We start from the raw sequence: 21,403 nt of genomic DNA, 5'->3' as shown, positions 1-21,403 counted from the left end.
GCACGCTTCTCCTTGGCTCAGAACTTCACCGTCGCCGACAGCGACACCCGCCTCGCATCGCCGACCGCGACGGTCAGCGCGCTGTTGGCCGAGGGGTAGTAGACGTTGTCGAACAGGTTCTTGACGTTGAGCTGGTAGATCACCGGCAGGTTATGGTGCTTGGTCTCGTAGCTCGCGAACACGTCGGCGACGACGTAGGGCGGCAGCACGAAGCTGTTGGCGGCATCGCCGGCCCGGTCGCCGACATAGCGCGCGCCGCCGCCGAGCCTGAGCTGGCCGGGCAGCGCCGTGCCGAAATCGTAGACGAGGTAGAGCGAGGCGGTGTTGAGCGCGACGTTCTGCAGGCGGTTGCCGCGATAGACCGGGTCGTCCGTGACCCTGGCATCGGTGTAGCCGTAGCTTCCGATCATGGTCCAGTGCTCGGCGATCTTGCCGGTGACGTCGACCTCGGCGCCGCGCGAGCGCACCTTGCCGGCGGTGGTGTATTCGACGACGTTGCTGGCATTGGTCTGCGACACCAGCACGTTCTGCTTGTCGATGTCGTAGACCGCGACGGTGCCGGACAGCCTCTTGTCGAGATCGAACTTGAAACCGGTCTCCCACGCCGTGCCTTGCTCGGGTGCGATGTTGGAGCCGAGCACCACGCCGCCCGTGAGCGGGGCGATGGTCGAGTTCGGTTTCAGGCTCTTGGTGTAGCTGGCGTAGAGCGACACCTGCTCGTTGAGCTTGAGGATGGCGCCGCCGAGCGGCAGCACGGTGTCGGCGGCGACGTTGGTATTGGCCTTGAACGGCCGGCCGCGGCCGGCGATCTGCTCGTAGTCCATGTAGCGCACGCCGCCGACGAAGGAGAGCTTGTCGGTGAGATGCAGCGTGTCCTGCACGAACAGCGAATACTGGCCGAGCTTGTCGGTCTGGTCGCTGTCGCTGGCCGAGACCAGCGTGCCGGGTTGGATCAGCCCGTAGACCGGGTTGTAGACATTGAACACGCTCGTGACCTTGTCGCGGATCAGGTCCTGGCGATAGATCGTGCGATATTGCGCGTCGCCGCCGAACAGCACCTCGTTGCGCAGGCCGCCGAGCCAGAAGGCGCCCTGGATGTAGGACGTGCCGTAGCTGACCCGGCTGAGCGAGCCCCAGGTGCCGTCGTTGCTGCGGGTCTCCTTGCCCTTCGCATCGATCGTGGTGATGCGCAGCTGGTTGGCGCTGGAGCTCTCGGTGTTGTAGCTGTAGGCCGCGGTGAGCTTCCAATCGTCGTTGAGCTTCTGCTCGACCGAGGCCTGGACCAGGTCGGACTGCCCCCATGTGTTGTTGAAGGGCTCGTCGAGCCGCCGCGTCGCGGGGATCGCGAGCGGTGCGCCATTTATGAAGGCGGTGCCGCGATCGAACGGGGCGATGAACTCGCGATGCTCGTAGTTGAGCTGGACCGTGGTCGTGTCGCCGTACCAGGCGAGCGACGGCGCCACCAGCATCTCGCGATGGCGGCCGAAATTGCGCCAGTAATCCTCGCTGACGCCGTAGCCGATGAAGCGATAGGCGAGGCCGCCGTCGCCGATCGGGCCGGTGACGTCGATCGTGCCGTCGGCGCCGGTTCTGTTGTTGGCATAGGCCGAGCCGAGCAGCGTCACCGAGCCGTGCTGATAAAGCTCGGGGCGCTTGCTGATGGTGTTGACGATGCCGCCGGGATCCATGATGCCGTAGAGCAGCGAGGCCGGGCCCTTCAGCACCTCGACGCTCTCCACGGCCGCATTGAGGCTGCGGCTTTGCACCAGCGGCAGGCCGTTGCGCATGATCGAGCCGTCGCGGTTGTCGCCGAAGCCGCGACGCATCACCGCGTCCTGCGTGCCGGCGAGCGTGTTGGCCTGGGTGACGCCGCTGATATTGGCGAGCGCGTCGTCGATGTTGCGCGGCAACTGGTCCCTGATCACCTGTTCGGGCACGACGTTGACGGATTGCGCGGTGTCGAGCGGCGAGGCGCCGCTGCGCAGCGTGGTCGCGCTCGGCATGGCGCGGTAGTTGAGCTTGGCGGCGTTGAGGACTACGGTCTCTGCCGCGGCGCGTTCCGCGCGTGTCGGCATCGGCGGCGGCGGCATCGCGCGTCGTGACGGTAGCGCGCGCGCCTGGCGCTGCGGCGCGCTGGCGGCGCTCGCAGGCTTGCGCTTCGGCGCCGGCACGTCGACCGTCACCGGCGGCAGCGTCGCCTGCGCAAACACGGGAGAGGGGGACCAGAGGAGGTCTGCGGTCAGGGCACTCACGAGCGCAATCGCGCCACGCATGCCGGTACGAGCGCGCGCATCGCACCGGCCTTCACACTTCGTCATCGTCTACTGCACTTCCACGTCGCACCGTTCGAGGGAACGGTCAGCTCGATGCGACGTCTAGCAACGCAGTGCAGCGAAAGACACAACACGCCGGATTGAATTGCTCTAAGCCATGCGGTGTTGAATTGTTCTAATTGGTTCGGAGATGCGCAGGTCGCGGCGTCTTTGCGGCATTGCGCATTTGATGATCACGATCGACGCGGAGTGATCCATGATCGTGCACGATATGATGCGCGATAAGCGCTGCACCCAAGCTGCGGACGGAGCGCTGCTGGTCTCGTTTTCCGGGACTGCGTGCCGAGGACTCTCAACGCTTGGGACCGGTCGTTGATGCGGGCGCGCCCCCGAGCTTATTGTGCGGCGGCGAGTTCCAGCTCGGCCGGCTTGCCTGGTCCGATCAGCGGAATGTCCAGCGTGATGCGCGTGCCCTGCTGCGGCTGGCTGTCGAGCTCGATGCGGCCGCCGAGTGTGGATGCCACGAGGTTGAAGGCGATGTGCAGGCCGAGGCCGGCATTGCCCTTCTCGCGGCGCGTGGTGAAGAACGGGTCGAACACCCGCCCGCGAACCTGGTCGCGCATGCCGACGCCCTGATCGGCGCAGACGATGCGCACCGAATCGTCGCCGGGCTGTGCGACCTCCACGGTGAAGACGCCGCTGATGTCGCCGGGATAGGCATGCGTCGCCGCATTGAAGGCGAGGATGCTGATGACCTGTCCGAGTGCACCGGGATAGCTGGTGAGCACGATGCCCTCCGGGCAAGAGAGCACGACCGTCAGGCCCTGGCGCATCAACAGCGGGCGGAGCTTGGTGACGTGATCGGTCATCCAGCTCTGCAGCTCGAAGGTCTGCAGCGCCTCGTTGGCCTGGTCGACGGCGACCTGCTTGAAGCTGTGTACCATCTCGGAGGCGCGGTGCAGGCTCTGCGTCGTCAAATGCAGGCCCTGCTGCAGCCGAGCGACGCCCCTCGCCAGATCCGAGCGCCGCACCGGGCCGCCGCCAAGCATGCGCGCGATCGCCTCGACGTCGTCTTCCATCGCCGTCGACGTGGTCAGCGCCAGCCCGAGCGGCGTGCTGACCTCGTGGCCGACACCGGCGACGAGCTGGCCGAGCGAGGCCAGCTTCTCCGCCTGCACCAGATGGGCCTGCGTGGCATGCAGATCGCGCAGCGAGGCCTCGGAGCGCTCCTTCTCCCGCTGCAGCGCCTCCGCGGTGCGGAACTGCTTGCGCGCCTGGTACTCGCGCGCGCCGACGGCATAGAGCGAGAGCAGGCAGGCATTGCCGACCAGCGAATGATCGATGAAGCGCAGGCCGGGCGGCAGCGGCTCGGTCGCAAGACTCTCGGCCACCGCCAGCGCGCTCCAGCTCGTTGCACAGAAGATCGCGTAGGAGCCGGTGCGCAACGGCAGCATGGTGGAGACGAACAGGATGACGATGATCATGCCGGCCGCGGAGTAAGTGAAGCCCGACGGCAGCACCCAGTAGATCGTCGGCAGCACGCAACCGGGGATCACGCAATAGACCAGGTGAATCGGCTCGGCCCATCGGCGCGCCGGCGTCGACAGCAAAGCCGTCAGCGGCAGCAGCACCAGCGCGGCGGTCCCGCCGCGGATCGCGAACGTGGTCGGCACGATCTCGGGATAGAGCACCCAGTCCCACAGCGTGTAGCCGGCAAAGGTGAGGGCGCCGAGCAGCATCGCGATCTGCGTCCAGCCGGTGCTGCCGCGGACGTAATGGTCGACGAAACGCCGCTCCTCGACGGTATCCTCGAAACGGAGACCCAGACGCTCCAGCAATCCCAACATTATGCCACCGCAATCGAAAAACGATCCCCCGCCGCGGAGTGAGAGCCTCGGCGGGAGGGCAGACATACACGAGATGATCTGTTTGAGAAAACGACGGGAGATCGCATCCGCCGCCCGCGGCACGCAGAGCGCTATGAGAACTGTTCCAATTCTCGCCGTGCGGCATGTCTCCGCCCAGCCGAACGGAGCCGATCAGTGCTGCAGCATTTGCGCTCGACTTTCGTCAGGCTGCGCAGAGCCGCCGAGGACTCATGGCGCCGCATGACCCTCGACCACGACGTCCTTGCCGTAGCGGCCCTTCGTTCGGAACGTCACCTTGTCGCCGTCGAAGCTGAGCCGCCAATTGCGCTCCTCGCCCTGGCCAATGAACTGGGCGTCGATCACGAAGGTCGTGGCGTCGATCCAGCTGCCCTTCATGGCCCGGTAGGTGAAGGGCTGCCAGGGATGGGGCGGCGCGGTCTTGCGATAGAGGCCATCGAGGCCGATCGGGCTCTGCAGATGCACCGTGCCTCCGGCGCGGTCCCGCGAGGGGATGTCCCAGGTGACCTGCGGTTCCGGTCCCGTGAGGTCCAGCTTGATCGTGTTGATGCCGAGCGGGCCGGGCGGGAAGCTGTAGGTCTTGCCCGAGATGGAAGCCGCCATCTCCGGCACGGCTCCGACCGGGCCTCGGGTTTCCGTCGCGACCTCGCGGACATCAGCGGCGAGCGCGGCTGCCGCTTCCGGCGCCGCAGGCAGGGGGCTGTCAGATGTCACAGTCGCCGAAATGGTGTTGGCGAGCTTGCGGAATGGACAGAACTCGCGCGCGGTCATCACCGCCACGATGTCGCGGTCGGGCAGTACCATGATGACCTGGCAGTGGTAGCCGACCGCCATGAATACGTGTTTGTCCGGCAGGGCCCAGAACTGATCGGCGTAGGAGAGCCCCGGATCGAACTTCGCATTCATGCTGACGGTGGCGTGGTTGACGGCTTCGATCCAGTCCGGCGGCAGCAATTGCTGCTCGCCCCAGCGGCCGCGCCGCAGATAGAGGTAGCCGATCTTCGCCATGTCGCGCGGCTTCAGCGCCAGCCCGAAACCGCCGGCGGAAATTCCCATGGAATCCTTGAACCAGGGGTGCTCGGTGATGCCGAGCGGCCCAAACAGCCTCTCCTGGGCGAAATCCTCCGCGCTCTTGCCGGTGAGCTTCGTGACGATCGCGGAGAGCAGATGGGAGTTGCCGCTGTTGTAGTAGAACGTCTCGCCGGGCGCTTGCGCCATCGGCCGGTCAAGGATGTACTGCACCCAATCCGGGCTCCGGCCCATCTCGTAGAGGGATGTCTCGGCGCCGCCGCTATAACCCTCGTCCCAGTCGAACCCGGAGGTCATGTTGAGCAGGTGCTGCACCGTGAGCGCCTGCTTGCGCGCGTCGACATTGTCGATCTTGCGATCCTTGAAGAAGTCGAGCACCGGATGATCGAGACTGTCGAGCACGCCGTCCTTGAGCAGCATCGCAATCAGCGTCGAGACCACGGCTTTGGTCGCGGAATTGATGATGTGCGGCTCGTCGGCGTTGTACGGTGCATAGGACGCATCGAGCACGACCCGGCCGTGGCGCGCGATCAGCAGGCTGTCGAACCTCATCGCCTTACCGGAAGCGACGAGTTTTGCGAGGGCCGCCGAATCCATCCCTTCGTCCTCAGGCGTGGCGGTCGCCCAGTCGGATTGAGGAAAGCGGGCGAGGCTCAAGTCCTCGGCGAAGGCTGCGCTGGAGAAGAGCCGGGCCACCAGCAGCGCTGAGAACAACCAAAGTCCGGTCTTGAGACGCGCCATGTCGAATGTCTCCGATGAGCGACTTTCAGGTTATGGTATCAGAGGACCGCAATCCATCAAAGATTGTGTGATAGCCGGCGCGCACGTCGAAGAGCCGGCCCATTGCTCGGGCGTAGATTGAGATGAGGATTGAAGTGACCATGCAGGCCGGCATACTTCGACGTTTTCATGACGTTTTTCTTGGTGTTGCATTTGCCGTCGCGGCTCTGCTCACGGTCCTGGCGCGACCTGCTTCGGCCGAAGGCGAACGCGTGATCGCGGTGCCCGAGCTGCATGCGATGACGCCTGAGGCGGGAGATGATGCCGCCCTTCTGACGAGCGCGCTACGCGCGCGATTCCACGCAATGCCGTCGCTCCGGGTCGTCGAAGAGCCTGTCCCGATGGCAAGCCCAGGTCATCCGGATATTCTGCTGCCGCAATTCGAGAAATCGCGAGATCTGCACTTTGATCTCGTGCTGGTCGGCAATGCCGCGCTCCTCAGCGATGGCCGTCACAAAGTCTCGCTTCGGATTTGGGACGTCGAGAAGCAAACTCAACTCCTCGGGCAACAATACGTGTTTCGCGCATACCCCGGCCACGAGCAGGAGATTGCCAATGTAATCGGCGATGCGCTGGTCTCAGCCCTGTCGCAATAGGACTGGTGCTCATTCCGCCCAATACGCCCGCAGCGCGGCCGCGATGCTCTGCGGCCGCTCGACGATGCTCCAGTGGCCGGCGTCCGGCTCGACATGAAGCCGCGCGCCGTGCGCTTGCGCGAACCGGCTGAGCGTGTCGAGCGGCACGAACGGATCCTGTGTGCCCGAGATCACCAGTCCACGCCGCGGCAGCTGTTCGAGCCGCGCGATCCAGTCGCCCTTGAAGCACAGCCCGTCGGCGGAGCGATACAGCGCGAGGATCGCCCGGCGCATCGGAGCCTGCCATGCCGTGGCTTCGCGCGCCGCCAGCTCCGATGGCAATCCGCTCTGCCGGAACATCCGTGCCATGGCAGCTTGCGACGACACCGCCATGAAGATCTCGCCGAGCACGGGCGTATTCCAGATCCGCGCGATGCGATGTCCCCGATAGTCCGGATCGAGTGCGCCGCCAGCGACCGCCCAGGAGCGCACCAGCCCCGGCCGCAGCGATGCCGCGCGCAGCACCAGCAGCGCGCCCCAATCATGCCCGACCAGGTCGAGCGGCCCGACCGCCGCATGCTGCGCTTCCAGCAGCGCGACCAGCCAGTCGGCGTAGGCGTCCTTGGTGCAGGCGAAGCCCGGAGGTGCATCGCCGTCGAAGCCGGGCAGGGCAGGCACTGCCACGGTCTCGCCGAGCGCCGCGATCAGCGGGCCCCAGATTGCGGGCGTGTCCGGCACGCCGTGGACGAAGATGCGGTTTGTCATGAGGTCATGGTACCACACGCTCGATCTTCGTATTCGACGAAATTTCCTCTTTCCTTTTTTCAGAAAACGTGCTTCTCTACGTCATCCCGCCTCATCGAAGAGGGGCGTACGCGTCGTCACGATACGTGGAGTGCGGGGAGCGATGGCCGTGAGGCGCCGGTGGACGACCGGCGTTTTGCGGACGGCGAAGTCGTGTGGTCCTGGCCTCCCGATGCTGAGGTCAAGTTCGTGCCGTTGCGCGAAGCAGCGGTGCGGATGATGGGGGCAAGAAAGCCCGGTCCCCAGGGAGAGCGCGAAGTAAGCCGTAAAGCCGTTGCGCAGGGAAGGCCGGGATGTCCTGGCCGATCCTGTGGTTCCTGCCCCGTGCATTTTCTATCGCACGGGGGCCGCGGGTGTCGGCAGACGCCCGGTCTTCCCTGCACCCTCTGATGGAAGAGGGTACGATGCGGGTGAACAACTCGGGCACGGATGTGTCGCGGGAGCGTGAAATGCGTGCTGGTGCAGATGCCGACAACCACACCCTCACCGTCATCCCGGACAAGCGCGCGGTCACGCGTGCGCCGATCCGGGATCCATAACCCCAGGGAGATCTGCGAGGCAGGATGGCCGCTCCAGCTCGCCCAGCCAAATCCGCCGCGGCGTACGGATCCCGGGTCGGCGTTCACCAACGCTGGCGCGTTGGCGGCCTTGCCCGGGATGACACTGTTCATAGGGAGAGATTTATAGGGAGAGCGGCGCGGGACTGCCCGAATACGTCACCCCTCCTGACCATTATTCGGCGTTGCGAGACCCTCCCATTCCCAGTAAAAGCGCTGTCGAGGGCACCTCGGCAACAAACCGTCAACGGTTTTGCCGCACAGTTTTCGTGTTCTCGCAAAGGGTTTGGCAATGCTGATTCGCAGCGCAGAGATCGAGGCCATCGCCGGGGCAGACGCCCGGACGATCGCGCTCGCCGCGCTGCAGCCCGCCGACCTGATCGGCGCGATCGAGCTTCTGCTTCTTAGCTGCCCCTGAGGGCCGGCTGGGCGGGATGCGCCTGGGCACTCAGGGGGCTGCTTCGACACCGAAACACCCTTCAGCGCCTCTGGAAGCCACGCGCACCACCCGAAAAGTTCGAGGAAAGCAGATGTCCAATCCCGTTCAGTCCGACAAGGACCGCGTCGTCATTTTCGACACCACTTTGCGCGATGGCGAGCAGTGCCCCGGCGCCACCATGACGTTCGAGGAGAAGCTCAACATCGCCGCCATGCTGGACGGCATGGGCGTCGACATCATCGAGGCCGGCTTCCCGATCGCCTCCGACGGTGACTTCGAGGCCGTCAACGAGATCGCCAAGCGCACCCAGAACGCCGTGGTCTGCGGCCTGTCGCGCGCCGGCGCCAAGGACATCGACCGTTGCGCCGAGGCGATCCGCCCGGCCAGGCGCGGCCGCATCCACACCTTCCTGTCCACCTCGCCGGTGCACATGAAGTACAAGCTGCAGATGGACCCGCAGCAGGTCTACGAACTGGTGATCTCCTCGGTGACCCGCGCGCGCAACCACACCGACGACGTCGAATGGTCGTCCGAGGACGGCACCCGTACCGAGTTCGACTTCCTGTGCCGCTGCGTCGAGGCCGCGATCAGGGCCGGCGCGACCACCATCAACATTCCGGATACCGTCGGCTATGCCGTGCCGGAGGAGTATTACGACCTGTTCAAGCGCGTGCGCGAGAGCGTGCCGAACTCCGACAAGGCGGTATTCTCGGTCCATTGCCACAACGACCTGGGCATGGCGGTCGCCAACTCGATGGCCGGCGTGCGCGCCGGCGCCCGCCAGATCGAATGCACCATCAACGGCATCGGCGAGCGCGCCGGCAATGCGGCCCTGGAAGAGGTCGTGATGGCGATGCGCGTGCGCAACGACAAGCTGCCGTACTGGAACAAGATCGACACCACGCAGCTCACCCACGCCTCCAAGGTGGTCTCGGCCGCGACCTCGTTCCCGGTGCAGTACAACAAGGCCATCGTCGGCCGCAATGCGTTCGCGCATGAGAGCGGCATCCATCAGGACGGCATGCTGAAGAACGCGCAGACCTACGAGATCATGCTGCCGGAGACGGTCGGCGTGAAGCAGACCTCGCTGGTGATGGGCAAGCATTCCGGCCGCCATGCCTTCATCCACAAGCTGGAGGAGATGGGCCACAAGCTGGCGGGCAACCAGGTCGAGGACGCCTTCGTCCGCTTCAAGGCTTTGGCCGACCGCAAGAAGCACATCTATGACGAGGACATCGAGGCGCTGATCGACGAGGGCATGGTGAGCGCCCATGACCGCATCAAGCTGCTGTCGCTGTCGGTGATTGCCGGCACCCGCGGCCCGCAGCGCGCCACCATGAAGCTCGACGTCGACGGCGTGACCAAGATCGAGGAGAGCGAGGGCAACGGGCCGGTCGATGCCGTCTTCAACTGCATCAAGTCGCTGGTGCCGCACGAGGCCAAGCTGGAATTGTACCAGGTCCATGCCGTGACCGAGGGCACCGATGCGCAGGCCGAGGTCTCGGTGCGGCTGTCGCAGGACGGCCGCTCGATGACCGCGCGCGCGGCGGATCCGGATACGCTGGTGGCCTCGGCCAAGGCCTATCTGGGGGCGCTCAACAAGCTGGTCATGAAGCGCCAGCGCGACGTGGCGCAGGGCGCGGGCGCCTCGGCTGCGGCTGCGAGCTGAGTTCACGATCGTCGGTTGGGGCCGAACCTTGCTTCGTCATTCCGGGGCGACGCGCAGCGTCGAACCCGGAATCCCGAGCTTGGCTTGCGCCCGCGCCAATAACCTTCGGATTTCGGGCTCAGCCGCTTGCGCGGCTGCCCCGGAATGACAGTCACCACCATTTTTGCGCTGCGGCATGGGAATCCCCGCCTCTGCGGCTAACGGTCAATGGCATTCCGGCCGTCGACCCGCTAACAATGTCCTTGGCATACAAAGCGGGGGCGTCATTGCAATGTCCCCCGAAACGTCGGGAGGACACCTTGCACTTCAAGTTTCGCCATGTGATCGCCACCGCCGCCTCGCTCGCGGTGCTCGCTCTGGCCGGTCCGGCCCTCGCCGCCGACAATCCGATCGTGATCAAGTTCAGCCACGTGGTGGCCTCGAACACCCCGAAGGGCCTCGCCGCCGACAAGTTCAAGGAGCTGGCCGAGAAATACACCGACGGCAAGGTCAAGGTCGAAGTCTATCCGAACTCGCAGCTCTACAAGGACAAGGAAGAGCTCGAGGCGCTGCAGCTCGGCGCGGTGCAGATGCTGGCGCCTTCGAACTCCAAGTTCGGCCCGATCGGCATCAAGGAATTCGAGGTGTTCGATCTGCCCTACATCCTGCCCGACCTCGCCACCCTGCGGAAGGTGACCGACGGCCCGCTCGGCACCAGGCTGCTGAAGCTGCTCGAGCCCAAGGGAATGATCGGGCTCGCCTACTGGGACAACGGCTTCAAGCAGATGAGCGCCAACAAGAAGCTCGTCGATCCCGCCGACTACAAGGGTCTGAAGTTCCGCATCCAGTCCTCGAAGGTGCTGGACGCGCAATTCCGCACCCTCGGCGCCATCCCGCAGGTGATGGCCTTCTCCGAAGTCTACCAGGCGCTGCAGACCGGCGTCGTCGACGGCCAGGAGAACACGCCCTCGAACATCTATACCCAGAAGATGCACGAGGTGCAGAAGTACATCACGCTGACCAATCACGGCTACATCGGCTACGTCGTGGTCGTGAACAAGAAGTTCTGGGACGGCCTGCCGCCGGATATCCGCGCCGCCTGCGAGAAGGCGATGAAGGAAGCGACCGCCTACGGCAACAACCAGTCGGCGAAGGAGAACGACGACGCGCTCGAGGAGATCCGCAAGTCCGGCAAGACCGAGCTGGTCAAGCTGACGCCGGCCCAGGACGAGGCGATGCGCAAGGCGATGATGCCGGTGTACAAGGACGTCGCGGGGCGCGTCGGCCAGCCGCTGATCGACGAGTTCCTGAAGGAGACGCGCGGCTCGACCAACTGATGGCGTGAGACGAGCGGTGCGCGGACAATGGCCCGCGCACCGAGGGGGCGAAGCACTCGGCGCGCAAGAAGGCAGACGGCGCAGCCAAGCGCCGCGGACGTTTTGATTGTGGGGGAGGGGACTTGGGCTTTCTGTTGCGCATCCTCGATCGGCTCGAGGAGATCCTGATCGCATTCCTGATCGCGGCGGCGACCTCGATCATCTTCGTGGCCGTGCTGCACCGCTATCTGGTCGGCGTGCCCTTCCTCTATCCCATCCTGTTTCCGATCGACCTGTCCTGGGCACAGGAGCTCTGCATCTACATGTTCGTGTGGATGGCCAAGTTCGGCGCCGCCTACGGCGTGCGCACGGGCATCCATGTCGGCGTCGACGTCGTCGTCAACATGATGCGGCCATCGCTGCGCAAGGTGACCATCCTGTTCGGCCTGCTGTGCGGAGCGCTGTTCACCTCCATCATCGGCACGATGGGCGCCAAGTTCGTCTACGGCCTGTCGCAGACCGACCAGGTGACGCCCGACATGGAGCTGCCGAGCTGGCTGGTCTATCTCTGCATCCCGCTCGGCTCCTATCTGATGTGCTTCCGCTTCCTGCAGGTCGCCTGGCACTATCTCCGCCACGACGAGCTGCCGCACCATGATCATGCGGCCGTCGAGGGCATCGAGACGACGGGCGTGGAGGCCGCGCGATGAGCAGCCTCCTCATCTTCAGCCTGCTCATCTTCCTGATGCTGACGGGCATGCCGATCTCGATCGCGCTCGGCCTCACCGTGCTGTCGTTCGTGTTCTTCATGACGAACGTGCCGACCGAATCGGTCGCGCTGAAATTGTTCACGGGCATCGACAATTTCGAGATCATGGCGATCCCGTTCTTCATCCTGGCCGGCAACTTCCTGACGCATGGCGGCGTCGCCCGAAGGATGATCAACTTCGCGACCTCGATGGTCGGACACTGGTATGGCGGCCTGGGCCTCGCCGGCGTCATGGCCTGCGCGCTGTTCGCGGCCGTCTCCGGCTCGTCGCCGGCCACGGTGATCGCGATCGGCTCGATCATGCTGCCTGCAATGGTGAAACAGGGCTTTCCCAAGCGCTTTGGCGCCGGCGTCATCACGACGTCAGGCGCGCTCGGCATCCTGATCCCGCCCTCGATCGTGATGGTGGTCTATGCGGTCGCGACCGGCGGCAGCATCGCGCTCGATCCGGCCGGTCATCGCGTCTCCTCGGCCTCCGTCGGTCAGCTGTTCATCGCCGGGGTTATCCCCGGGCTGATGCTGGCGAGCCTGCTCGGCTTCACGACGTTCTACCGGGCCTGGAAGAACGACTATCCACGGATGCCGCGGGCGAGCTGGGCCGAGCGCTTCACGGCCTTCCGCAAATGCGTCTGGGGCCTGCTGCTGATCGTGATCGTGCTCGGCGGCATCTACACCGGCAAGTTCACGCCGACCGAGGCCGCGGCCGTCAGCGCCGTCTATGCCTTCGTCATCGCGGTGTTCGTCTATCGCGACATGTCGCTGAAGGACGTGCCGAAGGTGCTGCTCGGCTCGGCCAACATGAGCGCGATGATCCTCTACATCATCACCAATGCCGTGCTGTTCTCGTTCCTGATGGCCAATGAGAACATCCCGCAGCAGATCGCCAACTGGATGGCGGCGGCTGGCGTCAACTGGATCGTGTTCCTCTTGGTCGTCAACATCCTCCTGCTGCTCGCCGGCAACGTGATGGAGGCGACCTCGATCGTCTTGATCATGGCGCCGATCCTGTTCCCGGTCGCGGTCAAGCTCGGCATCCATCCGGTGCATCTGGGCATCCTGATGGTGGTCAACATGGAGGTCGGCATGTGCCACCCGCCCGTCGGGCTCAACCTCTACGTGGCCTCCGGCATCGCCAAGATGGGCATCACCGAACTGACCATCGCCGTCATGCCCTGGCTGCTGACGATGCTCGGTTTCCTCGCGCTCGTCACCTACGTGCCGGAAATCTCGCTGTGGTTGCCGCGCATGCTGGGGATGCTTTGAGGCGCGGCAACAAACTGAAACTGATTTGCAAAAACAGAAAGGTATTTGAAGCAATTACATCTTCGTAAGGTCGTACACTCTGTCCAAACTGTAAGTTGAAGGCGCGGAACGGCAGGCTCATGCTGATCCGAGTTTCCAAGGAGGTTGGCATGAGAAGGTTCACCATCGCCGCAGTCGCCGTGCTCGCCATCGCCGGCTCGACCGCGGTCTACGCCCAGCGCGGCTGGTTTCATGATCACATGCATCATGCGCGCATGAATCCGGAAGATCGCGCCGCCATGCTCGATGCGCGCATCGCTTCCGTCCATGCCGGCCTGAAGCTGACGGCGGAGCAGGAGAAATTGTGGCCGCCGGTCGAGAGCGCGGTGCGCGATCTCGTCAAGCTGCGGTTCGATCGTGCCAACGCGCGGATGAAGGCAGCCGACGAGGCGCAGGACAAGGATGTCGATCCGGTGGCGCGGCTGCGCGAGCGTGCCGACACCATGGCGGTCACGGCGGATGCGATGAAGAAGGTCGCCGACGCCGCCGACCCGCTCTACAAGACGCTCGACGATGGCCAGAAGCGCCGGCTGTCGATGCTGACCCGGCCGATGGGGCGCATGATGGGACCGGACGGTCTGCGCCATCACCGCTGGATGGAGCGCGGCGAGGGCGGCATGGAGGACGGTCCGCGCTTCGGCGAGCATCGCTTCGGCCCGGGACCGATGGGCCACATGGGCTGGTCCGAGGAGGAACGCGAGTCCGGGCGGCTTTGACAGCCGTTTGACGATCCTTCTGATTTCATTTGGGGAAAACCGCCGCCCGCCGGCGGTTTTTCTGCATCGAAAGTGCCGAAAAATGCTCAGGGATCGCTGGACATCCTGGAATCGCTTTGCTAAACGACCGGCTCTCGCGGAAGGCTTTCTCCGGATGCAAGATCCGGGCGCATAGCTCAGTTGGTAGAGCAGCTGACTCTTAATCAGCGGGTCCTAGGTTCGAGCCCTAGTGCGCCCACCAAGCCTTTCAAAGACTTATGCAGAAACACCGTCTGAGGTTGAAAAACTAACGGTTTTTCAGACGGTGTTTTTCGACAGTCTGCTCTCAATAGTTTGAAAGGCGAACCAGGGGACGTACGGCTAGCCAGCCGCGATCTTCGGTGGCGTCCAGCCCCAATGTCTTTGAACGTTGATTGGTGCTGTCGGGGTGCACCTCCGGCACCACGGCAGCGAGCGTTCGCTCCGGCGTCCCAACTCTTGTCCTCTGGATCGGCGCCGACCAGCCGGTATGGGCGACACGGATCAGACGCCTGGGTGTCGGCACCTCGCGTCGTTCTTCCGCAACGACACAAGCGACCCTTCGCCATGACCTGTGGACCGTCGTGGAGCCAGAATGCGCCACTCGCGCGCGAGGTGGCCAATCAGATGACGCCGCCGAGCCGAAGCCTGACAGCTACCGTAGCGCTTCTCGAAGAGCTGGCCGCCACGCGCGCGTGATTCGCCGCCGGCCTGCTGATTGGCCCCAATTGCCACATCCCAATCTGCTCCCAATTCCTCGAAAAATCATGGACGAGCCGCCCACGAACTCACGGCGCGGAAAACCTCGCTTGGAAGCCGCCCTCCGCTCCAGGCAAAGGGGATGTCAGGACAAGCTCGGCCCCAACTCCGGAGGCGATGGCTTTTGCAATGGCGAGGCCCAGCCCCGAGCCGTCAGCATCGGTGCTGCCACGCTCGAACGGGCGAGACAAGCGTTCCAGCAACTCCGGCGGAACGGCTGTTCCCTCATTTGTAACGGTCAGCACGCCAGTGTTGGAAAGAGCTACAACGACTGGCGCGTGGGGCGCTCCGTGCTTGAGGCCGTTCTCAATGAGATTGCGCGCTAGAATGGCAAAGGCATCTGTATCGATATCGAAAAGAACCGGCGTAGCAGGAATGTTGACGGCGAGCCGACCGGCCGCAGCCGGATCGCGCATCATCTCCCCGACGACCAGTTTCAGAACCGATGCGATGTCAGTCGTCTCCTTGCCCTGAAGCCGTCCGCCTTCCGCCTTCGCGAGTTGCATCAACTTTTCAGACAATTGCGAAAGCCGCCGCAGCGCCACCTCAATCTGCTGGGCCCGGGTTCGGGCCGCGGTGTCCCTGGTCTCGGCGATGAGCCGTTGCGTCTGCGCGAGCGCGGCAGCCACCGGTGTCCGGAGTTCGTGCGCGGAATTGGCCGTGAAACTTCGCTCAGCTTCCAGGGCGCGTCGAAGCTTCTCCAGGAGGCCGTTCACGGCGTCGGCGATCGGTCCGATCTCGGAGGGCAGTCCCGCGGCTGGAACCGAGGACAGATCGCCGGTGCCGCGCGCTTCAATGTCGCTTCGTAGGCGCCTGACCGGGGTCATCGAAACGCGCACGACGCCCCATACGGCGAGAAGACTGAGGGGAATGAGCAATCCCAACGGCCAGGCAAGCCCGAGGAGCGCCTGGTTCGCGACCTCGCGGCGATGTGTCAGCAGCTCCGCCACCGCGATCGTCATCGTGCCTCGCACTGCAGTGTCGAAGTAGATTCGATGGGTTGGGGTGTCGACAAACCCCATTCTGGAGAAAGGAGGAAAGATCGCGTCGTCGGCGCCGTGCGAGCGCAGCAGGACGGTGCCGCGCTCGTCACGGACCACATAAGTGAAGTACTCGTCGTGCTGCCTCAGCGTAGCGATACGCTGAGACGTGCCGTCTGCCTCACGGCCAAGGATCTCAAGCACCGCAAGTGGAAGAATCCGCTGAGCCGTTTCCTCGAGCGCGCTATCGAATACTTCGTTCATTTCGTGACGCAGCCTTTGGCCGGTCACGACGGCTGCAACAATCCAGAGGAGTGCGACGCCGAGCCCGAGCCACAGCGAGATCTGCCACTGCAGACTACGCGGGCCCTTCATGAGGCGGTTCCCAGCCGATAGCCGAGACCTCGCACGGTCTCAATGACGGCGTGTCCGAGCTTCTTGCGAAGCCGGCTGACATGGACTTCGATGGTGTTGCTCTCGATCTCTTCGCCGAAGGAATAGAGCCGTTCCTCGAGCAGCGATTTGGACAAGACCTGCCGTGGACGCTGCAAGAAAGCCTCGAGCAGCACCCATTCCCGCGCTGTCAGGGCGATGCTCTTTCCTGCACGCGTCATCGACCGAGCGGCCAGGTCGATCTGAAGATCGCCAATTCGGATGAGCGGGTTCGGATTGCCGGCATAGCGGCGAGCGACGGCATTCAGCCGCGCCGTAAGCTCCGAGAGATCGAATGGCTTGATCATGTAATCGTCTGCGCCGGCGTTGAGCCCTTCGATCCGGTCGGACAATTGATCAAGCGCCGTTAGGATGATGACCGGCGTCACGTCTCCCTTGGCGCGTCGATCGCGCAGCAGTCCGATACCGCGGCCGTCCGGCAGCATGAGATCCAGGAGCAAGAGGTCATAGGCCGCGGTGCCAAGATATTCCCGTGCCGCATCCAAGCGGGTCACCCAGTCCACGGAATGGCCATCCGACACAATCTGGTCGCGTACTGCCGCCCCCAGAATCGTGTCGTCTTCGATCAGCAATATCCGCATCGGGTCATTCCGCCCACCCCGTCGACCTGTAAGGTTAGAGATAATCATAGGGGAGATTCTGACGTTGACCTGAAGCAAAAGTCGCGGCGTCTTCAGGTCAACGTCAGGAAACCGGCTCAAGACCACAAGGCAGGTAGGAGCCTTGAAGCGGGAGCAAGAGAACGTGAGCAGGACAGTGTTGATTGCCGCCATTCTGCTGGGGGCGCTGACCCCCGGCATGGCGCTGGCCGATGATGACGATTGCAGCGCGCCCATGGCGCAATGGCAGCCGCGCGAAGCGGTCGAACAAATGGCGAAAGCGCGCGGCTGGACCGTGCGCAGAATCAAGATCGACGATGGATGCTATGAGATCAGGGGACAGGACGAAGGCGGTCGCGCCATAGAGGCAAAGGTTGATCCTGCATCTCTGGCTGTGATCCGCGTGAAGCAAAAACGCGGAGAGCACGACAAGGATCATGATGAAGGTGACCGAGACCGGCGAGGCGATCAGTCGGGACCAGGACGAGCAGCCGCGCCTACGGCGCCGCCCCCCAACGGACTTATTCAGGGCGGCGCGGCCCCCAAGGTCCAAGTTCAATAGCGGTCCGGAAGCGACGAGCATCGTGGGACGCAAAAGGCTGGCCCGACCGACGGACATCGCCTGAATCGAGCGAACGCGACATCGCGTTCTAGCGCGCCCCGCGTCGTGCGGGGCGTTTGCTTTTGCAGAGAGCGCCAACCTGACGGCGACCTGAAGCAGAATCGGATCGGCCTTCAGGAGCACGTCAGCCGCGCCATTCAGTTATGGCGCGATAGAAACGCCACTGTCGGAGACAGAAATGAGATCGATGATTGCCGCCCTTGCCCTGACCACCGCGCTGACCGCCCCCGGGCTGGCCATGGCGCGGCCCGTCACGTTGACCACGACGCTCAACAACTACGGCGGGAACGGCGCGTATTTGGCGCTCTACGTGACCGACGCGACCGGAGCTTACAAAGGCACGCTGTGGATGGCGGGCTCCAAGTCCAAATATTACAGCCATCTCAGCGGCTGGGAGCGCAGTTCTCGTGGAAACCTTGCCGATATCAACGGCATCACCGGCGCAAGCGTCGGAGCCGGCCGTACGCTGAAAATCACGCTCGATCTTGCGGATGCGCTCTTCGATGCGGGCTACAAGCTGCATATCGACGCCGCCGCCGAGGACATGCGCGACAGCCCGTCCGAGGTGGTCGTTCCGCTGACATCCGCGGGCGCGGGCCGGCCGCTGGCAGGGCGCACCTACATCCGCTCGTTCGCTTACGACATGTAGCCTTAGGATGGGTGTGATGCTGCGCTGGATTCATAGGGGCCTGGCCTTTGCCGTCGTCCTGCCGCTGATGGTGCTTGTCCTGAGCGGAGCGGTGCTGTCGGTGATCCCGGCTTGGGAAAGAGCTGGGGCGATATCGCCAGACAGCATTAGCGTCGCCGACCTCGCCGGCCGGATCGCAAACAGATATCCTGGCGTCGAGCAGATCAAGCGACTGACCTCCGGCAAGGTCATCGCCTTCTACTCCAGAGCAGCGGGCCCGGCCGCGAGCGTGGTGGACCCTTCCAGCGGCAAGCCCGTTTCGGACTACGTGCGCTCCCCGTTCGAGCGCTGGATGACAAACCTGCACCGCTCGTTCCTTCTGAGCGATGGCGGACGCGTGGCCACAGGCGCGAGCGCATTCGCGATGCTCGTCCTGACGCTGTCCGGTCTGCAGATGACGGCCCGGCGCATGGGAGGGTGGCGGCACATTCTCGGCTGCTCCCGTGGCGGCGGCATGCAACGCCTGCATACCGATCTCGGTCGACTGGTGGCCTTCGGGCTCGTGCTGTCGGCGATGACGGCGCTGTATCTGTCGCTCACGACGTTCGGACTGATCCCGGACGGCACGGCACAGGTGTCCACATTTCCGAGCGTGACAAGCCGCGGCCCTGCTCTTCCGGTCGAGCAAATCCAGGCTTTGCGTGGCATCGATCTTTCCCAACTGCGTGAATTGACGTTTCCCAACCCCGCGAATCCGAACGATCACTTCCAGCTAGCCACCGCTGCAGGCGAGGGCTACGTCGACCCGGTCAGTGGAGAGCTGCTGGGTTGGCAGGACAATTCGGTCACCCGGCAGATCTACGAATTCATCTACATGCTGCACACCGGGCAAGGGCTCTGGTGGCTTGGATTGCTGCTCGGCGTCAGCGCCCTCGGCGTGCCGCTGCTCGGGTTAAGCGGAGCCGTGGTGTGGTCGAGCAGGAAGCACGCTCACGCTCCCATCACCGACAACGTTCCCGCCCAAGATGCCGACACCGTGATCCTGGTCGGCAGCGAGGGCGGCAGCACATGGGGCTTCGCCCGCACGCTGCATGCCGCGCTGACGGCCAACGGGCACAGGGTTCACGTCGCTCCGATGGACAGCTTGTTACGATCCTATCCGTTGACGCAGCGCATGTTCCTGCTGACGGCAACCTATGGCGACGGCGCAGCGCCGGCGACAGCCGGCGCGTTCCTCAAACGTCTCGACGCGATCACCGCGCCACTGCCTTTTCCGGTCGCGGTCCTCGGCTTCGGTGATCGGCAATTCCCGCAATTCTGTCAATTCGCCCGCGACGTCGAAGCGGCCCTGGCGCGTAAAGGTTCGAGATCGTTGATGCCGCTGGACACGATCGACCGCCAGTCCGGGCAAGAGTTTGCGCGGTGGGGCGAGGCCCTGTCGGACGTCATGGGTGAAGACATTGTGCTGATACATGTGCCGGAGCGGCCGCGTACTCATACGCTGACGCTCATCGAACGCGTCGATTACGGCGCGGAGGTGCAGGCGCCAACCTGCGTGCTGCGCTTCGCGCTGCCAAGAAGCGGCATGTTCGCGCGCCTCACAGGGCATGCCTGGCCGCGCTTCGCCGCAGGCGACTTGATCGCGGTTCTGCCGCCGGACTGCAACTTGCCGCGCTACTATTCGTTGGCAAGTTCGACCCGTGATGGCTTCGTCGAAATCTGCGTCCGCAAGCGTCCGGGCGGACTTTGCTCCGGTCTGCTTCACGGCCTTCAGCCGGGCGACAGGGTCGAGGCCTTCTTGAAGGCAAACCCCGCTTTCCGTCCTTCACATGGACGAAAACCGGTGATCCTGATCGGCGCCGGCACCGGCATAGGTCCGCTGGCAGGATTAGTTCGTGCCAACGGCGGGCGCCGGCCGATGCATCTCTATTTCGGCGGGCGCGATCCAGCCTCGGACTTTCTTTATGAGCACGAAATCGATGGCTGGCTGGGTGAGAAACGACTGACGAGCCTCACCACTGCCTTCTCGCGCGTGAAAGGCGGCGGCTATGTGCAGGATCGCCTGCGCGATGACGCCGATCGCCTGCGCGCACTCGTCGCCAACGGAGCGCAGGTCATGGTCTGTGGCGGGCGCGACATGGCAGCGGACGTCATGCAGGCGGTGGCGGACGTATTGGCGCCCCTCGGTCTGGATCCTGTCGCACTCAAAGCCCAAGGGAGGTATGTTGAAGATGTCTACTGACCTGCTCCGTCATGTATTGAGCGGCGCCACCATGGGAACGCGCTGGTCGGCGCTGCTCTATGCACCGCCGTCGACCGATCTTGCCGCGCTGGAAGCCGCATTGGCTCACGCCGTCGATTGCGTCGACCATCAGATGTCCACATGGAAGCCGGACAGCGACCTGATGCGTCTCAATGCAGCGTCGCCGGGCACCTGGGAATCCTTGCCGATTGAACTCATGCGGGTTTTGGAGCGGGGAGTTGCAATCGGACGCGCCTCGGGCGGCGCCTTTGACGTCGGGCTCGGAAGTCTCGTCAATGCCTGGGGTTTCGGACCTCCCTGTTCGGCGCCAGACGCGCAAGCGCTTCGCGCGGCTCTTCGCGAGCGGTTGCCACCAACCCACACTGTTCTCGAACTGGATGTGCCGGGACGAAGGGCGCGCAAACACAGCCACTTCGCCCTCGATCTTTCGGGCATCGCCAAGGGTTTTGCCGTGGACGAGATGATGCGCGTGGTTGAGATCTTCGGCGTCTCCAATGCGCTGGTCGGGCTCGATGGAGAGTTGAAAGCGCGAGGCGCCAAGGCAGACGGAGCCCCGTGGCGCGTAGCGGTGGAAGCGCCTGACTATGAACGGCGCGGTCCGCTCGGCGTGATCGAATTGCGTGATGCGGCGGTCGCGACGTCGGGCGACTATCGGCGCTGGGTCGATGTCGGGCGAAGGCGCCTCTCTCACACGATGGATCGATCGCGCGGCGGTCCGGTAGAAAATGGAATTGCGTCAGTTTCAGTCGTTGCCGCTAGCTGCATGGACGCCGATGCCTGGGCCACTGCGCTCATGGTTCTCGGTCCGGAGCAAGGCAAGGCGCTGGCGCAGAAGCAAGGACTGGATGCACTGCTCATCCAGCGGCAGAACGAGACGTTCTTGGAGATTCCTGTCGGTCCCTTGTTCTATGAGCCTCGGGGCGCGCGGCAGGAAATGAGCCCGTAACCGGCAGACTCTCAATCACAAGCATTCCCGCGTTCTGGTCC

Annotated in this window: 18 protein-coding genes and 1 tRNA gene; 13 read left to right on the top strand and 6 right to left on the bottom strand. The window is 64.2% G+C overall.

Going from position 1 to position 21,403, the window contains the following annotated elements:
* Positions 1–17: 17 nt before the first annotated feature.
* From QX094_RS03625 to QX094_RS03615, 3 genes are all read right to left on the bottom strand, one after another.
* The gene (locus tag QX094_RS03625; protein WP_316187640.1) at positions 18–2,318 is read right to left on the bottom strand and encodes a TonB-dependent siderophore receptor; all 2,301 of its coding nucleotides are present in this window, start codon (positions 2,316–2,318) and stop codon (positions 18–20) included.
* 350 nt (positions 2,319–2,668) lie between these two features.
* Positions 2,669–4,120 carry a HAMP domain-containing sensor histidine kinase gene (locus QX094_RS03620; RefSeq protein WP_315769047.1) on the bottom strand — a complete coding sequence of 484 codons (1,452 nt, stop codon included), beginning with the start codon at positions 4,118–4,120 and terminating at the stop codon, positions 2,669–2,671.
* A 249-nt stretch (positions 4,121–4,369) separates the two neighbouring features.
* Positions 4,370–5,929: a serine hydrolase gene (locus tag QX094_RS03615; protein WP_316183931.1), complete on the bottom strand. Its 1,560-nt coding sequence runs from the start codon at positions 5,927–5,929 to the stop codon at positions 4,370–4,372.
* Positions 5,930–6,063: 134 nt separating this feature from the next.
* Here QX094_RS03615 and QX094_RS03610 point away from each other — a divergent pair, with 134 nt between their 5' ends.
* On the top strand, positions 6,064–6,564 hold the full coding sequence (locus tag QX094_RS03610) for a hypothetical protein (RefSeq protein ID WP_409999194.1): 501 nt from the start codon (positions 6,064–6,066) through the stop codon (positions 6,562–6,564).
* 9 nt (positions 6,565–6,573) lie between these two features.
* Here the strand turns inward: QX094_RS03610 and QX094_RS03605 are convergent, their stop codons facing one another.
* On the bottom strand, positions 6,574–7,308 hold the full coding sequence (locus tag QX094_RS03605; protein ID WP_316183929.1) for an alpha/beta hydrolase: 735 nt from the start codon (positions 7,306–7,308) through the stop codon (positions 6,574–6,576).
* A gap of 332 nt (positions 7,309–7,640) precedes the next feature.
* On the opposite strand from QX094_RS03605, the gene QX094_RS03600 reads away from it, so the two are divergent.
* The 8 genes from QX094_RS03600 to QX094_RS03565 all read left to right on the top strand — a co-directional run bounded on the left by QX094_RS03600 (position 7,641) and on the right by QX094_RS03565 (position 14,335).
* Complete coding sequence (locus QX094_RS03600; RefSeq protein ID WP_315752770.1) at positions 7,641–7,886, top strand: hypothetical protein; 246 nt, start codon at positions 7,641–7,643, stop codon at positions 7,884–7,886.
* Positions 7,887–8,196: 310 nt separating this feature from the next.
* Positions 8,197–8,322, top strand: a complete 126-nt coding sequence (locus QX094_RS03595) for a hypothetical protein (RefSeq protein WP_284423887.1) — start codon at positions 8,197–8,199, stop codon at positions 8,320–8,322.
* 112 nt (positions 8,323–8,434) lie between these two features.
* Positions 8,435–10,012 carry a 2-isopropylmalate synthase gene (locus tag QX094_RS03590; protein WP_315769043.1) on the top strand — a complete coding sequence of 526 codons (1,578 nt, stop codon included), beginning with the start codon at positions 8,435–8,437 and terminating at the stop codon, positions 10,010–10,012.
* A gap of 299 nt (positions 10,013–10,311) precedes the next feature.
* Complete coding sequence (locus QX094_RS03585) at positions 10,312–11,328, top strand: TRAP transporter substrate-binding protein (protein ID WP_315713282.1); 1,017 nt, start codon at positions 10,312–10,314, stop codon at positions 11,326–11,328.
* Positions 11,329–11,450: 122 nt separating this feature from the next.
* Complete coding sequence (locus QX094_RS03580) at positions 11,451–12,017, top strand: TRAP transporter small permease (protein ID WP_315713280.1); 567 nt, start codon at positions 11,451–11,453, stop codon at positions 12,015–12,017.
* Entirely contained in the window at positions 12,014–13,339 is a 1,326-nt protein-coding gene (locus tag QX094_RS03575) for a TRAP transporter large permease subunit (RefSeq protein WP_315825214.1), read from the top strand. The genes QX094_RS03580 and QX094_RS03575 overlap by 4 nt, the downstream gene beginning before the upstream one ends.
* 149 nt (positions 13,340–13,488) lie before the next feature.
* A complete protein-coding gene (locus QX094_RS03570; RefSeq protein WP_315769039.1) occupies positions 13,489–14,094 on the top strand; it encodes a Spy/CpxP family protein refolding chaperone in 606 nt (201 codons plus the stop codon).
* 165 nt (positions 14,095–14,259) lie between these two features.
* Positions 14,260–14,335: transfer RNA gene (locus QX094_RS03565), tRNA-Lys, on the top strand.
* Positions 14,336–14,900: 565 nt separating this feature from the next.
* Here QX094_RS03565 and QX094_RS03560 read toward each other — a convergent pair.
* Both QX094_RS03560 and QX094_RS03555 read right to left on the bottom strand, forming a co-directional pair.
* Entirely contained in the window at positions 14,901–16,226 is a 1,326-nt protein-coding gene (locus QX094_RS03560) for an ATP-binding protein (protein WP_316183927.1), read from the bottom strand.
* On the bottom strand, positions 16,223–16,885 hold the full coding sequence (locus QX094_RS03555; RefSeq protein WP_315713274.1) for a response regulator transcription factor: 663 nt from the start codon (positions 16,883–16,885) through the stop codon (positions 16,223–16,225). The genes QX094_RS03560 and QX094_RS03555 overlap by 4 nt, the downstream gene beginning before the upstream one ends.
* A gap of 142 nt (positions 16,886–17,027) precedes the next feature.
* Here QX094_RS03555 and QX094_RS03550 point away from each other — a divergent pair, with 142 nt between their 5' ends.
* The 4 genes from QX094_RS03550 (at position 17,028) to QX094_RS03535 (ending at position 21,362) form a co-directional block, all read left to right on the top strand.
* Positions 17,028–17,465, top strand: a complete 438-nt coding sequence (locus tag QX094_RS03550) for a PepSY domain-containing protein (RefSeq protein ID WP_315729320.1) — start codon at positions 17,028–17,030, stop codon at positions 17,463–17,465.
* A gap of 238 nt (positions 17,466–17,703) precedes the next feature.
* Complete coding sequence (locus tag QX094_RS03545) at positions 17,704–18,174, top strand: DUF2271 domain-containing protein (protein WP_315752777.1); 471 nt, start codon at positions 17,704–17,706, stop codon at positions 18,172–18,174.
* Positions 18,175–18,190: 16 nt separating this feature from the next.
* Positions 18,191–20,395 carry a PepSY domain-containing protein gene (locus QX094_RS03540; RefSeq protein ID WP_316183925.1) on the top strand — a complete coding sequence of 735 codons (2,205 nt, stop codon included), beginning with the start codon at positions 18,191–18,193 and terminating at the stop codon, positions 20,393–20,395.
* Positions 20,376–21,362, top strand: coding sequence for an FAD:protein FMN transferase (locus QX094_RS03535; protein ID WP_316183924.1), 987 nt, complete (start codon positions 20,376–20,378; stop codon positions 21,360–21,362). The genes QX094_RS03540 and QX094_RS03535 overlap by 20 nt, the downstream gene beginning before the upstream one ends.
* Positions 21,363–21,403: the final 41 nt, after the last annotated feature.

It is taken from the genome of Bradyrhizobium sp. SZCCHNS1050 (genome assembly GCF_032484785.1).
Classification (GTDB): domain Bacteria; phylum Pseudomonadota; class Alphaproteobacteria; order Rhizobiales; family Xanthobacteraceae; genus Bradyrhizobium.
This window is presented reverse-complemented; position numbering and strand designations above follow the sequence as displayed.